At 46.4% G+C, this 16,431-nt stretch carries 16 protein-coding genes; 6 read left to right on the forward strand and 10 right to left on the reverse strand.

What is annotated here, in order from left to right; all coding sequences use genetic code 11:
- The first annotated feature begins 163 nt into the window (after positions 1-163).
- Positions 164-409 (forward strand): DUF1450 domain-containing protein, encoded by a 246-nt coding sequence (locus tag ACFODW_RS11685; protein ID WP_390306606.1) that lies wholly within the window; start codon positions 164-166, stop codon positions 407-409.
- A gap of 61 nt (positions 410-470) precedes the next feature.
- Here ACFODW_RS11685 and ACFODW_RS11690 read toward each other — a convergent pair whose 3' ends face one another.
- The 9 genes from ACFODW_RS11690 to ACFODW_RS11730 all read right to left on the reverse strand — a co-directional run bounded on the left by ACFODW_RS11690 (position 471) and on the right by ACFODW_RS11730 (position 10,225).
- The gene (locus ACFODW_RS11690) at positions 471-1,640 is read right to left on the reverse strand and encodes an iron-containing alcohol dehydrogenase (protein WP_390306609.1); all 1,170 of its coding nucleotides are present in this window, start codon (positions 1,638-1,640) and stop codon (positions 471-473) included.
- Positions 1,641-1,657: 17 nt separating this feature from the next.
- On the reverse strand, positions 1,658-2,035 hold the full coding sequence (locus tag ACFODW_RS11695) for a RidA family protein (protein WP_390306612.1): 378 nt from the start codon (positions 2,033-2,035) through the stop codon (positions 1,658-1,660).
- Between the two features lie 51 nt (positions 2,036-2,086).
- Positions 2,087-2,704, reverse strand: a complete 618-nt coding sequence (locus ACFODW_RS11700) for a lysozyme family protein (protein ID WP_390306614.1) — start codon at positions 2,702-2,704, stop codon at positions 2,087-2,089.
- Positions 2,685-3,146: a hypothetical protein gene (locus ACFODW_RS11705; protein ID WP_390306616.1), complete on the reverse strand. Its 462-nt coding sequence runs from the start codon at positions 3,144-3,146 to the stop codon at positions 2,685-2,687. Before ACFODW_RS11705 ends, ACFODW_RS11700 begins: the two co-directional genes overlap by 20 nt.
- Positions 3,147-3,150: 4 nt before the next feature.
- Positions 3,151-4,494: an MATE family efflux transporter gene (locus tag ACFODW_RS11710; RefSeq protein ID WP_390306618.1), complete on the reverse strand. Its 1,344-nt coding sequence runs from the start codon at positions 4,492-4,494 to the stop codon at positions 3,151-3,153.
- Between the two features lie 201 nt (positions 4,495-4,695).
- Positions 4,696-6,690: a TRAP transporter permease gene (locus ACFODW_RS11715; RefSeq protein WP_390306621.1), complete on the reverse strand. Its 1,995-nt coding sequence runs from the start codon at positions 6,688-6,690 to the stop codon at positions 4,696-4,698.
- Positions 6,683-7,228 (reverse strand): DUF1850 domain-containing protein, encoded by a 546-nt coding sequence (locus ACFODW_RS11720; RefSeq protein ID WP_390306624.1) that lies wholly within the window; start codon positions 7,226-7,228, stop codon positions 6,683-6,685. Before ACFODW_RS11720 ends, ACFODW_RS11715 begins: the two co-directional genes overlap by 8 nt.
- Positions 7,229-7,349: 121 nt before the next feature.
- Positions 7,350-8,354, reverse strand: a complete 1,005-nt coding sequence (locus ACFODW_RS11725) for a TAXI family TRAP transporter solute-binding subunit (RefSeq protein WP_390306627.1) — start codon at positions 8,352-8,354, stop codon at positions 7,350-7,352.
- 242 nt (positions 8,355-8,596) lie between these two features.
- On the reverse strand, positions 8,597-10,225 hold the full coding sequence (locus ACFODW_RS11730) for a glutathione ABC transporter substrate-binding protein (RefSeq protein WP_390306630.1): 1,629 nt from the start codon (positions 10,223-10,225) through the stop codon (positions 8,597-8,599).
- A 299-nt stretch (positions 10,226-10,524) separates the two neighbouring features.
- Between ACFODW_RS11730 and nikC the strand changes: the two genes are divergently transcribed.
- The 5 genes from nikC (at position 10,525) to ACFODW_RS11755 (ending at position 15,917) form a co-directional block, all read left to right on the forward strand.
- Positions 10,525-11,427 (forward strand): nickel transporter permease, encoded by a 903-nt coding sequence (nikC, locus tag ACFODW_RS11735; protein ID WP_390306633.1) that lies wholly within the window; start codon positions 10,525-10,527, stop codon positions 11,425-11,427.
- Positions 11,428-11,446: 19 nt separating this feature from the next.
- The gene (locus tag ACFODW_RS11740) at positions 11,447-12,403 is read left to right on the forward strand and encodes an ABC transporter permease (RefSeq protein ID WP_390306635.1); all 957 of its coding nucleotides are present in this window, start codon (positions 11,447-11,449) and stop codon (positions 12,401-12,403) included.
- 30 nt (positions 12,404-12,433) lie between these two features.
- On the forward strand, positions 12,434-13,474 hold the full coding sequence (locus tag ACFODW_RS11745) for an ABC transporter ATP-binding protein (RefSeq protein ID WP_390306862.1): 1,041 nt from the start codon (positions 12,434-12,436) through the stop codon (positions 13,472-13,474).
- Entirely contained in the window at positions 13,446-14,456 is a 1,011-nt protein-coding gene (locus tag ACFODW_RS11750) for an ABC transporter ATP-binding protein (protein ID WP_390306637.1), read from the forward strand. Before ACFODW_RS11745 ends, ACFODW_RS11750 begins: the two co-directional genes overlap by 29 nt.
- Positions 14,457-14,624: 168 nt before the next feature.
- The gene (locus ACFODW_RS11755) at positions 14,625-15,917 is read left to right on the forward strand and encodes a hypothetical protein (RefSeq protein WP_390306639.1); all 1,293 of its coding nucleotides are present in this window, start codon (positions 14,625-14,627) and stop codon (positions 15,915-15,917) included.
- Positions 15,918-16,072: 155 nt separating this feature from the next.
- Here the strand turns inward: ACFODW_RS11755 and ACFODW_RS11760 are convergent, their stop codons facing one another.
- Positions 16,073-16,390, reverse strand: coding sequence for a hypothetical protein (locus ACFODW_RS11760; protein WP_390306642.1), 318 nt, complete (start codon positions 16,388-16,390; stop codon positions 16,073-16,075).
- Positions 16,391-16,431 lie beyond the last annotated feature (41 nt).

A 16,431-nucleotide genomic window follows, 5' to 3' on the forward strand; every position in this document is an offset into this window, starting at 1 on the left:
CCGTCTCCCTTTGACCGGGAAAACAGGCACTGGATGACGATAAACTTTCCATGTATGGGAAGCCGAGGATTGCACAAGATGAGAATAAAATGAAATGATTGATTTCGTGTAAAAGATGTGTTAAAACTGTCAGATATTCCACTAAAGAAAGAAAGTGATCCAAATGGGAATTGTCGTTGTAGAAGTATGTGACGGAAATTCCATCACGGAAATCAATATAGAGGAAATACTGGAACAGGAATTCCCTGAAGTGGCCGTGCTGATGAATGAATGCCTATCATTCTGCGGTCTCTGTCGGGTTAAACCATATGCCCTTGTCAATAATAAACGGGTATTCGGCAAAACCCCTGAAGAATGCCTGGATAAAATCCGGGAAGAAATCAAAAAAGAACTGGCTGTTTACGAATAACAGCCAGTTCTTTTTTTAACCTCCCACATTTCCCGGGAAATATTTGTCGCTTTATGCTGTATTACAGGCTTGCCCGGAATATTTCGGCGGAGTCCTCTTTGGTGAGCTTTTTAAAGTTGCCGAACTCTGGATTGGCAACCACTGTTTTTTCTGCCATTTCCTCCACAGTACTTTCATCAATATCATAATCAGCGAGCCTGGAAGGGGCACCAATAACGGTCCAGAATTTCCTTAGATTCTCAATGCCTTCAAGAGCTGCATCATAATCAGACTTGCCTTTCGGATCGACATCAAAGACACGAACAGCCAGCTGTTTGAAGCGCGGCGCATTTTCCTCATTCAGGACATGCTTCATCCAATTCGGGAACAGGATGGCAAGCCCTCCGCCATGCGGGATGTCATGGACCGCTGAAACGGCATGCTCCAGGTTATGGGTAGCCCAATCTCCCCGGAAACCCATGCTTAGCATGTCATTCAGGGCGAGTGTGCCACTAAGCATAATAGTTTCTCGATATTCATAATTCTGCAGGTCATCCAGCAGTTTTGGCGCAGTCTCCATAACGGTGATCAACAGCGATTCACAGAAACGGTCCTGGATCGGTGTGTTGGTCTCCTGATGGAAGTAATGCTCCAACACATGGGACATCATGTCAACGATTCCGTAAATGGTCTGATCCTTCGGCACGGAGAAAGTATTCTCCGGATCAAGGATGGAAAATTTAGGACTGCTGTACGGAGATCCCCAGCCATGCTTTTCATTGGTTTCCCAGTTGGTGATGACGGATCCCCGGTTCATCTCCGAGCCCGTTGCAGCCAGGGTCAATACTGTACCAAATGGCAAGGCACCTGTTGCCTGTTCCTTTTTCGTTACAACATCCCACATGTCTACATCTGTTTTTGCCCCTACAGCCACTGCCTTTGTACAATCGATGGTGCTGCCGCCGCCAATGGCCAACAGGAATTCCACGCCTTCCTTCTTACAGATCTCGACACCTTTACGCACCGTAGAAATACGCGGATTTGGCTCTACGCCAGGAAGTTCAAAGACCTCTGCATTAATCTCTTTCAGTTTGGAGAGGACGGTGTCATAGATGCCGTTTCTTTTGATGCTTCCTCCACCATAGACAATCAAGACTTTCTTTCCGTATTTTTCCACTTCCTTTGGCAGAGCATCCAGCTGCCCTTTTCCAAAGATGAGTTTTGTTGGATTATGGTAAGTAAAGTTATTCATCGGTCATTCCTCCTGCCTTATTTTTTATAAACAATAACGTCCATTTCCACCAGCACGTCCTTAGGCAGGCGGCTTACTTCCACCGTTGCCCGTGCAGGATACGGCTCGCTCAAATAGGAACCATAGATGTCATTGACCGTAGCAAAATCCTCCATAGAATCAAGGAAAATGGTAAACTTGACAACCTGGCTGAAATCAGCTCCTGCCTCTGTCAGGATAGCTTTCAGGTTCTCCAGTACTTGCTTTGTCTGATTCTCAATTCCTTCAGCTATCTCCCCTGTTGCTGGATTGATCGGAATCTGGCCGGAGACATAGACGAAGTCCCCTGCTTCGATTGCTTGTGAGTACGGCCCAATAGCTGCTGGTGCTTTCTCAGTATGTATTGCTTTTACCATAGTAATTCCTCCTAATAGAAAGTCTTTTCACCATGATACCATTTAAACCCATCATTCTGAAGCAATGACGTCCCGATAAGCAAATACAGCTGGGACATAATAAATATCGCCATAACAGGCGCCTATTTCTTCGGCTCCTTCTCTTAAACAGCGATACTCTTCAGGATTGGGGACACGTTGAAACATCTCCTGGGAAAAGGCCACTGCCGCCTCCTGTGAATATCCTTGTTCAGCTTCTTCCATATAGGCAATAAAGCCCCTACCAAAATTATAGGACTGGACAGCCAGTTGAAGATCGCCGTCCGCTTCTTCCAACACAGATGAAAAGTGACGGACACCCTGCTCGATCGACACTGCCGGGTCTTCTATACAGCCACGTTCCCCGCAGTAGCTCTCCGAGGATTGCATCGGGTCGCTCCCCCTTCCACCAGACTCCTGCATCATAATCGCTAGGATCACATCGACATATTCAGCCACGCCATGCTGGTCTGCGTACTTTTCCACCATCGGCCGGTACTGATATACTTCCTTGCTGACCACTGGGCTTGAAGCAGACTCATTAATGACTGTTTGCTCTTCTGATACATAGGATAAGATAAGAAACATACTGCAAAGGAGCAGCACGACGAACCCTGTTTGTTTTAATGCATTAGCGGTGTTTTTTCTCACGATGGCGATTCCCTTCCCCATAGATTAATAAAACAGCAAGTATAGATCCAAAAAGAATATGTCCTAAAAGCCAAAGCAGAATAGAAGCAGCATCCAGCAATGCCGGCGTCCTTTCCGAAAGCATGGTGAAAGGATAATAAACCAAACCGATGACCGTACTTCCCAACACATAAGCAGAAGCCTTCTTTTCCCAGCCCCAAGTTGAGAATAATAGATAAAGAGCCGGGGCAACTGCCGCCGATACGATGAGATGGAGGAAAAACTCTCCAAGCTCATTCAGCTTCCAATCGGAAAGAAGTGGAAGGTAGTCAATATTTAAAAGCAAGGTATAGACAGCCTTTCCTGTGATATGTTCGCACCACTTCAGAAAGAAACCTAGCAGGGCACCAGCAATCATACCAGCTGCAGCTATTTTCAATAGTTTCATAGCCTTTCCACTCATTTGACTAACCCCGCTCACTAAATAATTCCTTCTTCCGCCAATTTCCAAACCGGTAATACAGGAAGGCAACAAGACTGCTGACTAGGAAGCTTGCCCCCATGCCGATAGCAATACCGGTTTCTCCGTACAGCCAGGAAAATAGGGCTGTCAGCGGAAAACGGAGCACCCAGAAAGAAATCACGTTAAGGACCAGTACTTGATACATCGCTCCTGCCGCGCGTACAATGCCGTTCAGAACAAAATTGATTCCCAGGAACGGATAGCACAGTGCAATGATCTGTAAGTAGGTTGTGCCGAATTGTACGGCTTCTTCATCTTCAACGAACAGTCGTACACCATGTTCGGCGAAAACGACTACGAACAGGCCGATGACCGACATGATGGCAAAGTTATAGATGACACCGTACTTTGCGACATCCCTGACTCTGACCAGATTCCTCACACCAAGATTCTGTCCGGCCATACTGTTCACCGCTGTTCCAAGTGCATGGGCAGGAAGCAATAACAGGCTGTCCAGCCGCTGGGATGCACCAAAGCCGGCAACAACGCCACCCCCGAAATTGGTTACTACACTCATAATTGCCGCCGAACCGGCCGATATCACTGCCATTTGCAGACCGGCAGGAATACCCAAATTAAGAATAAGGCCGACCTCCTTCCATGTAGGGAGGTAGGGAATTCGAAATGGAGCCGATTTCTTATACAGCACATAAATCAAACCGTAGAGAAAAGCACTCCCTTGGGCAACGACCGTTGCATAGGCAGCCCCTTCGATTCCCATATCGAATCCTGCAATGAACAATGGATTGACTATGATATTAAGAATCACCGCAATCGTCACAAACCTGAGCGGCGTCTTACTGTCTCCGAGTGCTCGTAAAACAGTGCTGATAAAGTTATATCCGAACAGGAATAAAATCCCAAGGAAGTTAATCCTCAGATAAGCAGCTGCTTCTCCAAGCATTTCTTCGGGCGTTCCCAACAGACGGAGAAGCTGCTCCGCAAATAAGTATCCCAGGGCACCAAGGAAAACGGCCATTACTGCCAAGATGACTACGAATGCATTCAGATAACGCTCCAATCCCTTCTCATGATCCTTTCCCTTTTGCTGGGAAAGGATCGTCAGGGCAGCATTATTTAGACCGATCACAAAAGAAAGCACCGTGAAGATGAGGGTACCAGAGACAGCCACCGCTCCCAGTGCATTCGCTCCGAGCAGATTTCCCACCCAAAGACTGTCTGCAAACTGATAGGAGGTCTGCAGCAGGTTTGCCAGCATAATCGGGCCTGAAAAATAGAATAGCTGTTTTAATATATTTCCTTCGGTAAAATCATATTGTCTGGCCATATAAAAACCCATCTTTCTACTACTTTATTCTGCTATTTTAGCACATTCATAGAGTGAATGAAGGTGGCAGAAGGCCCATTTGCCGTCAGGAGCAGGAATACTGCCGGCTTCATCCACCCTCTCGGAATTTCCTAGTTTTCCTAAACAGCGATAAAAGACAGCCGGCATGGGTTCCGGCTGTCTCACAAAAGCTCTATTAAATTATGCCTCGCTGCCAGACGCCTTGACTTGCTTATCTTGGCGTGTAAATAACTGGATTACAAACAGCACAATAAAGGCAACGAGACCGATTATATCCGTGGTTCCTTCTGGATAGATGAGGACAAGCCCCGTCACGACGGTAATAATCCTTTCCATCCAATTCAGCTTCCGATACCAGAAACCAATCATCCCGGCACTGATGGCCAACATCCCGACAAGTGCGCTGAACAGTGACCAGGTTATCCCTGCCACCGTCCCCTCAATCATTAAAAGTTGAGGATTCAAAACAAACATGTAAGGGATAATATAGGCGGCAATGGCCAGTTTCGAAGCATTGACCCCGGTCCGTATCGGTTCTCCTCGGGAAATCCCTGTCGCCGCAAATGCTGCCAGGGCAACCGGCGGGGTGATATCGGCAACGATACCAAAGTAAAATACGAACATATGGCCAGCAAGCACTGGAATTGCCACTTCCAACTGGTCATTCAAAGCCAAAATTGCAGGCAATGCAATCGTAGATGTAATGATATAGTTCGCTGTCGTCGGTGACCCCATTCCGAGAATGATGGAAGTAATCATGGTAAAGAACAATGTCAGCATCAGCTGCATATTCACCGAGGTTGCGAATGTTTCAGCAAGCCCGACCAGACCATTACCTAATTTCAAGCCGAGACCGGTCTTTGTTACTACTCCGACAATGATACCGGCACACGCAGTGGCAGCGGCCACTCCAAGAGCAGTTCTTGCACCTGATTGCAGGGCCACAATGAATCTGCTTGGGGTGATTCTAGTCTCTTTAAGGAACAAGCTGACAAGAATCGTGATAGCTATTCCATATAAAGCAGTTCGTTCAATACTGAATCCTTGGAATAACATTAACACAATTGCAAGGATCGGTATCAGAAGATGGATTTTCTTCAGAACGGAAATCTTGCTTGGAATCTCTTCCTTCTTAAGTCCGTGCAAGCCAAGCCGTTTCGCTTCCAGGTGGGTCATGATCCAGATTCCTGAGAAGTAAAGGATAGCCGGGATGGTAGCCGCTTTGGCGATTTCCCAGTAGCCGACACCTGCAAATTCAATCATCAGGAATGCAGCTGCACCCATGATTGGCGGCATGATCTGCCCCCCAGTAGAGGAAGCGGCCTCTACTGCACCGGCAAAGTTATTCCGATAGCCGAGTTTTTTCATCATTGGGATGGTATAGGACCCGGTCGTAACCGTATTCGCTACCGAACTTCCGGAAATGGTACCATTCAATGCACTGGAGAAAATAGCCACTTTCGCCGGGCCGCCCGTGCGGCGCCCCGCCAATGCCAGAGCCAGGTCGTTAAAGTAGGTACCGACACCAGTCTGTACTAAAAATGCCCCGAACAATAGGAACAGGAAGATATAGGTAGACGATACCTGAAGTGGCGTTCCGAGTATACCTTCTGTTGTAAAGAACATCGAGTTCACCAGCTGTTCCAGGCTGAGGCCTCGGTGTGCCAGCATACCAGGCATCTGACGCCCGAATATGGCATACAACAGGAAAGCTATAGCAATAATTGTAATAGGAAGCCCTACCGCTCTCCGGGCACCTTCTAGTACCAGCAGAATTGCTATTCCACCGATAACGAGCTGCACATCTGTAATACTGCCAATCTGCTGTACCAGTGTGTCATAATACACCGGCCAATAAGCACATACGGCAATGGACAAAATAACTAGTATGTAATCATACCAGGGTATGGTGGATTTTTGTGTTTTCCTTCTGGCAGGGAACAATAGAAATATCAGCGTCAGGGCGAATCCAAGGTGAACAGTCCGCTGGATGTATGCCGTATACTGCCCGAATGCCCCCGTGTATATTTGAAACAAGGAAAAGGCAATCAGCGTAAAGAAGATGACCTTTGCCATGAAACCGGTGACATCTCGCGTATTTGATTCGGCATCATATTTCTGAAGTATTTCCTGTTGATCATTTGTCATTTGATTCTCTGCTCTGTTGTCAGTCATCGATTTTCACTCCTTTCCAGTACTCCCACAAGGTAAGCTTCTCGACCTTAAGGGTAAACCATGCGCCCGGTTCAAAGTATTCATTGAACCAAACCATATTTTTTGCTTCAGAGGTGTTATTTGTGGAGGCATTCCAAACCAGGCGGTGTTCAGAGACAGCCTTTCCATTGCGGATGTTCATGGAGGCAAAATAATTATCCAAACCTTTTATATGATATTTGCCATCTTCATACGTGAAGGTCGCTCCTTCCTCGGCATTGGAGGGCATGCCTATTCCAAACTCTTCATAGATAATTTCATTCTGTCTGATCTCATAGTTATCCATAATTTCATATTTCTCCACCACATCCGTCAAATGGATGGAGTGGGTAAAAATGATTTGAAATGTATCACCTGCTTCAAGCGGCAGGAAGGCTTCCAAGTGTTCCGTGTTCTCCTCATAGAAAACTAACGCAGTACGAAAAGGAAGCAATACGGCTGTGAGGCCAGCTGCCAAAATTATGCAGATGGTCATCATCCAAGTTATATTTTTCTTCATTTTTCTTCCACCTATATGTTCTGCTGTACCGTTACTATTCATTTTCAACCGAAAAAAGAGCCGGCAGCCAATCCCTTCAACAAGGCTGGACAGCCGGCCGATCTTTTTTTGTCAGCTGGGCCTATTCCGCAGTGACTCCCTGTTCGTCATAATACTTCTGGGCACCAGGGTGCACCTCAATGCCGATACCATCTAAAGCAGTATCAAGTGTAATGAATTCAGCTTTTGCATGGGCCATCTCACCTGCGTTCTCATAGATGGATTTAGTAATTTCATAGACCGTTTCTTCCGGTACATCCTCCGTAACAGCCAGCATGGCGAGTACAGCCACTGTTGTCACATCTTCTTCCAGGCCATATGTGCCTGCTTCAATGGTATCCTCCGCATAGTATGGATACTCTTCTATAAGTTCGTCGATCTTGTCCTGCTCAATTGGCACAATGGCCACGTCTACCGTAGCTCCGAGCCCTTCTACTGCACCTGTCGGGGTTCCTGCTGTAATGAATGCGGCATCAATGTTTCCGTCCTGAATTCCGCTAGTAGACTCATCAAATGATAGGTTTTGCGCGTTGATATCATCCATTGTCAATCCATGGACTTCCAGAATTTGTTCTGCGTTTACATATGTGCCGGAACCTGGGGCACCCACAGACACAGATTTTCCTTCCAAGTCTTCAACGGAAGATATTCCGGAATCCTTGGAGGTTACGATTTGAATGGTTTCAGGGTATAGGGAACCAAGTGCCTGTACATTGTCCACAGGATTCCCTTCAAAGGAATTGATTCCTTCTACAGCATTAGCCATTACGTCCGTCTGGACAAATGCCAGCTCTGCCTGGCCTTCCTGAAGTTCGGCCACGTTATCCGCTGATGCATTGGATGAAATCGCATCTGTCTGGATGCCAGTGGCTTCTGTAATGATCTGAGCCATTTCGCCGCCCAATGGGTAATATGTACCACTGGTGCCGCCAGTCAGCATGCTCAGGAACTGTGGAGCTTCACTGTCTCCTTCTGATGACTCACCTTCACTGCCGCCGTCACTGTTGCCGCTCCCTCCGCACGCAGCAAGAACCAAAACCATCATGGAAAGCAGGATTGCAGAAAATAATAATTTATTCTTTTTCATACGAACTCCCCCTTTTAAATTTTTTTGTAACTAAATTTTACACTCATCCATATAAAACTGTCAAACTTTTGTCAAAGTGGACTCTAAAACTATTATCGACAGATTCTGTAAAACCTGACGAATGAAGGATCGATAGAATAAATGTTGGAGGTATCTGTCAACAAGTGATCCGTATTTCCATCATTTTATAGTTCCTAAAGACAAGGAAGCCCTCCCAATCGGGAGGGCTTCTCTAATACCTATTACTGTTCTATTGTGACATCTTTAAGCTTCAGAATTTGCGTAGGCGTCTGTTCAAGATTCTTTACTTCTTCCCTTACACCAAGCAGGTACTCTGAATGGTGCAGGAAGATCCACGGAGCATCATCAACGATGAACTGCTGTGCTTCCGCGTACAATTCCTCACGCTTTGCCTGATCTTCTTCACGGCGTGCTTCTTCTAACAGATTATCCAGTTCCTCGTGGTCTGTAAAGGTACGGTTCCCTGGATCACCCTGCTGGCTGGAATGGAACAATGGATAAAGCCCGTAGTCGGCATCCCCTGTTACAGTTGTCCAGCCAAGCACGAACATATCATGCTCTCCATTGGCAGTCTGCTCCAGGTACGCACCCCACTCCAGCTGTTCCACTTCCACCTCAACGCCAATCTCGGACAATTGAGCCTGAATGTTTGTTGCGGCATCGATACGTTCACGTTTGTCATTCGTCCAGATGGTTGTAGAGAATCCATCTTCATAGCCTGCTTCAGCCAACAGCTCCTGCGCCCGTTCTGGGTCATATTCCAACGGTTCGAGGTTTTCGTTATAACCAAATACTTCGGGTGCCAGCGGCCCATTGGCAGGTTCACCAACACCATCAAAGATTCCTTCTATAATCTGCTCTTTGTCAATAGCCATTGAGATAGCTTGACGGACACGTACATCGTCGAACGGTTCCTTCTGCGTGTTGAATCCGATATAGTTCGTGCTTACACTTCCCTGGCGGTTTACACGTACACCATCTTCATTCTCCACCTGCGCCACATCGGATGGGCTCAGCGGATTGCTGATATGGACGTCTCCATTCAACAGCTCAGCGATACGTGTCTGGTCTTCCGGCACGACCCGGAAGGTGACAGAATCAAGCTTTGCTTCTCCATTCCAATAGTCTTCATTCTTTACAAGAACAATTTCACTTCCTGGTTCCCAGCTTTCAAATTTGAAATAGCCGGTGCCGATCGGATTTTCATTAATGTAGCTTCCCGGCTCTTCCCCCTCTTCCATTGCCGCATAATCTTCCTCAATTACAGCAGGAGAAACCATTCCTCCGCCCGGGTGTGCCAGGTGGGAAGGTAAAGGAGAAAATGGATATTCTGTAGTGATTCGAACTGTATATTCATCAACTGCTTCTACTTCTGTAACCATTTCATACAAAAACGCCCTTGGTGAAGCAACTTCCGGGTCAATCACCCGCTCGATATTCGCTTTCACCGCTTCTGCGTTGAATTCCGTTCCATCATGGAATTGGATTCCTTCGACCAGCTTAAACTCCCACACATTATCTTCCACCAGTTCCCACTCTTTAGCTAGGCCCGGCTGCAATTCCATATCCTGGTTCTGGGTAACTAAGGTTTCATAGATATTGGCCTGGACATCACTTGACGGTGTGTCATTCGAACCAGCAGGATCAAGTGATACTGCGTCGGACAGATTGGCGATTATCAGATCATTACCGCCTGCTTCTGTTGTATCTCCTTCAGTGTTCTCTGTATCTTCACCGCCATCGGAGCCTGTATCTCCGCCCTCGTCCGGCTCGCTGGCACATGCAGCAAGCAGAAGGCTGAGCATCAAAGCAAATGCCAGCAGCAAAAGTGATTTCTTGGTCATCTTCATTTTCCAACCCCCTCAATATGTCAATAGGTGTACTAGATACTAGTACAATACTAGTAATAAATATATAATATAGTTTCACAAAATACAAGATATTTAAAAATCTTATATCAATTCCGAAGAAACCCTACTATTATATATACGCTAAATTAACTAATAATTTTCCAAATGAAGAATTTGGGTATTTGGTAGGCATTTTTCTATTTTTCCTATGTTGTAAAATGTCGAATACGTGATATAATATTTCAAGCATATATATCTTTAAAATGTGTGAAAATTTTGCCGGAAAGGAAGAAATAACCATGAGTGAACAAATCGAGACCATAGACAATCCCCAAACGTCTATGAAGCCGCCGAACCCGCGACTTCAAAACTGGAAGATTGTCTTCAATAAATTAAAGAAGAACAAAGCCTCCATGGTTGGCGGATTTTTGATTTTGTTATTCATAATTATCGCAATAGTGGGTCCTTATTTCACTCCATATAGCCCAAATACACAGGATGTTGTCAATAAGCTGGCTCCGCCTTCTGCAGAAAACTGGTTTGGAACGGACCATTTCGGCCGTGATATATTCTCCAGAATCATCCACGGAATGTCCATTACCCTTTATGTCGGCTTCTTCTCCGTTTTTCTAGGAGCAACATTGGGAGTACTGATCGGGGTAGTTTCAGGCTATTATGGAGGTCGTACAGACACGATCTTGATGAGAATCATGGATGTGCTTCTCGCATTTCCAGGTATCCTTCTCGCCCTGGCCATCGTCAGTGTACTTGGCGGAAATCTCTTCAATGTCATCCTCGCAGTAGCCATCTCTTCTGTTCCAGTTTTTGCAAGGATCGTAAGGGGCTCGACGCTCTCCGTAAAAAAACTGGAGTACATCGACGCCATGAAAGCATTGGGCGCGAGCGACACACGGATCATCTTCAAGCATATCTTGCCGAACGTCTCCTCTCCCATTATCGTACAGGCAACCTTAAGCATTGCAACAGCTATTTTATCAGCCAGTGGTCTGTCCTTCTTGGGACTTGGTGCACAGCCGCCTACCCCTGAATGGGGAGCCATGCTGAGTGACGGCCGGAATTACTTATTCAATGCGCCGCATGTAGCCACCTTCCCCGGTCTGGCGATTGTAGCCGTCGTACTGGCGTTCAATATTCTTGGAGACGGGTTGAGAGATGCACTTGACCCTAAAACGAAAGACTAGTAAAGGGGTGCAATGAAAAATGTTTAAGTTCCTTATAAGAAGAATGATCCAGACAATACCCGTACTTATCGGGGTTTCGATTCTAGTATTCAGCTTAATGCATTTGATACCGGGTGATCCGGCGCAGATCATGGCCGGCGAAAGTGCACCGGAAGAAACCGTGGAAAACATCAGGGAGAGGCTTGGTCTGAACGATCCTTTGCCCGTCCAGTACTTCAATTATGTATGGAGTGCAGTACAGGGGGATCTTGGAAACTCCCTTCGTAGCGGCCGGGATGTGACAGAAGAGATTAGTGGCAGATTCTGGGTGACGGTAGAGCTGGCCGTCTACAGTACCATACTGAGTATCTTTATGGGACTGATCGCCGGTATCGTATCAGCAACGAAACGCTATTCTTTCGCTGACACATTTTTAATGATCATCGCTTTGTTCGGGCTTTCCATGCCCAACTTCTGGCTCGGACTCATGTTGATCCAATGGTTCTCCATTGGAATTGATTTGCCGTCTTGGGTGCCGTTTATTGACAACACCAGCTGGTTCCCGGCATCCGGTTGGGGCAGTTTCTCCCAAATCTGGCTTCCTGTCATTACGCTTGGGACTGCCGGGGCTGCCGTCATCGCCCGGATGACCCGTTCCAGTATGCTGGACGTCATCGGCCAGGACTATATCCGTACAGCGCGGGCAAAAGGTGTGAAAGAACGGGTGGTCACTTACCGGCATGCCCTCAAGAATGCTTTGATTCCGGTTGTTACTGTTACCGGCCTGCAGTTCGGAACTCTGCTGGGAGGCACGGTGCTTACCGAAACCGTTTTTGCCATTAACGGAATGGGGCGACTAATCATTGACTCCATCAATGCCCGGGACTTCCCAGTAGTACAGGGAACCATTTTAGTTGTTGCCCTTTTATTTGTAATTGTAAACCTGTTGGTCGACATAGCCTATCAGTTCCTAAACAAACGAATTGACCTTGAGTAAAGGTAAGAAAGGTGAATTAATATGGCAGCAATGAAAGATAATTCTTATGAAAATATATTAGAGATAAATAATCTGCAGACTTCCTTTTTCACGGATGAAATGGAAGTGAAAGCAGTTGACGGTGTTACCTATTCCCTTCCTAAAGGGAAAACCTTGGGCGTCGTTGGAGAATCCGGCTCAGGCAAAAGCATCACCGCTCTGTCCATCCTTCAGTTAATAGAAGATCCAGGAAAAATAGTTGGTGGGGAAATTCTCTTTAAGGGAGAGAACCTGGTAGAAAAAAAGGAATCCGAAATGAGGAAAATCCGTGGGAATGAAATATCCATGATCTTCCAGGAACCGATGACATCCCTTAACCCTACCTATACGGTAGGCCAGCAGATTGGCGAAGCCTATAAAATCCATGAAAGACTTGGCAAAAAAGAGGCTAGAAAGCGTTCCATTGAAATGCTGAAGCTTGTCGGCATTCCTTCTCCTGAGAAGAGGATCGACCAGTATCCACATGAGCTGTCCGGCGGAATGAGACAACGGGTCATGATCGCCATGGCACTTGCCTGCAACCCGGAACTGCTTATTGCTGATGAACCGACGACAGCCTTGGATGTGACCATTCAAGCGCAGATCCTGGACTTGATGAAGGACCTCCAAGAGCGTTTGGGGATGGGGGTTGTACTGATCACCCATGATATGGGCGTCGTGGCGGAAGTTTGTGATTATGTAGCCGTCATGTATGGGGGGCAAATCGTTGAATATGCCGATGTGAAAACATTATTCAACTCTCCTAAACATCCTTACACAGTCGGACTATTGAATTCCATTCCGCCAGCTGACCAAGATATAGATGGAGACCTCCCTATCATTAGAGGAACTGTCCCGAGCCCGGCCGAAATGCCTGTCGGTTGCCGCTTTGCACCGCGCTGTCCATTCGCTACAGAGCTGTGCAGGGATAATCTCCCTCTTCTCGAGACCGATGAAAAAGGCAATCAAATTCGCTGTTGGATCTATACCGATGAATGGGACGGCGACCCGGAGGTGAACGTAAATGGCCAAAGAGCTGCTAAGAGTAAATAACCTAGAACAGCATTTTCCGATTAAAGGCGGGTTGCTGGGAAGGACAGTCAACCATGTAAAAGCAGTAGATGGAGTAACATTTGATATATACGAAGGAGAGACCCTCAGCATCGTTGGAGAATCCGGCTGCGGCAAATCAACAACTGGAAGGGCCATCCTGCGCCTGGATGAGCCTACAGGCGGTGAAATTGAATTTGATGGGGAAGACCTTCTTTCTTTTAACAAGAAAAAAATGAATAAAACTCGCAAGCATTTGCAGGTGATCTTCCAGGATCCCTATGCGTCGATCAACCCGAGGCAGACCGTCCGTCAGGTATTGAACGAAGCAATGGAGATACAGAACGTTGTACCGAAGAAGGAACGGAATGACAGGATTATCGAACTGATGGAAACTGTCGGACTTGGACCACACCAGGCAGACCGGCTACCGCATGAATTCAGCGGCGGACAGCGTCAAAGGATTGGAATTGCGCGTGCATTGGCAGTCAACCCTAAACTGATCATTGCAGATGAAGCTGTTTCTGCTTTGGACGTCTCCATCCAAGCACAGGTCATCAACCTGCTGAAGAAGCTGCAGCGGGAGTATAAGCTGACCTACCTGTTCATTTCTCATGACCTTGGAGTGGTCCGGCATATTTCTGACAGGGTGATTGTCATGTACTTAGGTAAGATTGTAGAGATTGCCGACAAAAAATCGTTGTTCACCAATCCACAACACCCGTACACCAAAGCACTGCTGTCAGCAATCCCGACTACAAATATGGAAAAGAAAAAGGAAAGGATCATCCTGACGGGTGATGTACCTTCACCAATCGATCCGCCACAAGGATGCCGATTCCATACCCGCTGCCCATTCGCAACGGACTTGTGCAAAACAGAGACACCTGAACTCCGCACCGCCGATTATATGCAGGGCGGTCATCAGGCCGCATGCCACTATATGGAAGAAATACAATCAGGTGAACATCAACCAACTAAATAAAATTCTAATTTAGCGACCCTAAGAAAATTCTCTTTCGGTCGCCTTTTTTCTGCTTTGTCATTACTTTATTCTGCTTTATACGACAACCATCTTGACAAGCTTTTAAAAATTCTATATCATAAAGTAAATTGACAAAAATATTAAAAAATTCGAAGAGGAGCTGGTACTGTGAGAGTAAAAATAGCTGTTTTTGGCACAGAACAACTGCTCGACCGCATCCGTACCTATACAAGCGACCAAAATGACATAGAAATGGCCTACTTTCCTTATATCAAAGCAGAAGAAACTCCGGCCTTAATTGAAAAGGCTTTCATGTGTGATGTATACCTTTTTACTGAATCGCTCTCCTACCTGTATGCATCCGATAAGATAAAATCGAAGCGTCTTCCAGCAGTTCAGGTGGCATTTGATGAATATATGATTCTTTCCTCTTTCTACCGGGCTAAGAACCACCACAACTTACAACTCACCCGTATTTCCATCGATATTCTGGAGCAGTCTTGCGTAGACGGTGTTCTCCGGGAATTGGAGATTGACCCACAGGAAATCTATACATACAGTTATGCAGCACAAGGGGCATCGGACTTGGAGAAGATTGTTGCTCACCATGAAGAGCTTTGGACAGAGAATAAAATAGATTACGTGATCACTTCCATTGAGCAGGTAGAAGAACAGCTGATAGCAAGGAATATTCCAGTCATCCGGATGTCTGTCCCCAAATTGAATATTACCCGCTCCATCGAAAAAGCCAAATCGATAGCAAACCTGAATCAAAGCAAGAGCTCCCAAATTGTAGCTGGTTATGTACGGCTTAAAGACTATCCGGCCTTGAAGAAAATGAAAGGAGAAAGAGAAGCCGCAGCCATCAAGGAAGATCTGCATCGTATTTTGGATAATTTTGGAAAGAAAACCTATGCCACTGTGCTGGCCTGTAATGATGATGAGTTTGCCCTGCTAGGAACAAGGGGGATGCTCGACCATATTACCAACCACTATCGCGACTTTCCGTTGATTCGGGATGTGGAACGGAACCTCACCATCCCAGTCCATATCGGGTTTGGGTTGGGGCTAACGGCTAAACAGGCGGAAAACCACGCAAAGCTCGCTCTGGAAAAATGTGAAAAAACCGAGGGAAGCAGCTGTTACATTGTAAATGACCGACAGGACACCATCGGGCCGCTAGGAGTGAAAAAGCAATTCAATACCTCCAAGCTTTACCAGCAGCTCATTCATAAAGCCAGATTGAACAATGAACTGTCATATAATTTCATCGACTTCATCAAGGTGAGAAATAATGAACCATTTTCTTCCAACGACATTGCCACTTATTACAGTGTGACCAAGCGAAGTGCAGAAAGAACCATCAATAAACTGCTGACAGGCGATGTAATCAAAGTAGTCGGGGAAGAGAAACCATACGTGAAAGGAAGGCCTAGGAAGCTTTTTTCCTTAAATCAATAAGAGTGCAGAACAACCCAGCAAGTCCTCTACTCAAAAGCCGGCTTACGTAAGCCCGGCTTTTATTATTTTGGGCGACTTGGCCCCAATCCTTGGCATTAGGAACTAAACATTCCTGATTACGAACGAGCAGGGCTTGAAATACGCTCGGAGAGTCATCATTTTTCCAGATCGTAGCCATTATGCTGTTTCAATATCTCGGTGGCCTGTTCATACTCCTGTTCACCGACCTCACCTTCCAACACATGGGTAATACTGGTTTGATCGTCACCTTGCAGCATCTCCGCTTCTGCACGACCCATAAAACCGACCGTTCCTGCTCCAGCACCGGGGTTATTCAATGGTATAAGTCTTGCTTGTTTCTGATCATTGGGGATGGAATCGACCATGACATGCTCCGTTTTCAAGCGTTGAAGGGCTGTCCGTGCAGCCTCTGCGTCATTTTCTGATTTAAAGTACGCTTGGATTGGTTTCATGAAGAAATCATCCTTTCTCCTTTTTAACTATGTTCCCCTCA

The sequence above is a fragment of the Virgibacillus sediminis genome (assembly GCF_042643265.1).
Taxonomy (GTDB): domain Bacteria; phylum Bacillota; class Bacilli; order Bacillales; family Amphibacillaceae; genus Virgibacillus_O; species Virgibacillus_O sediminis.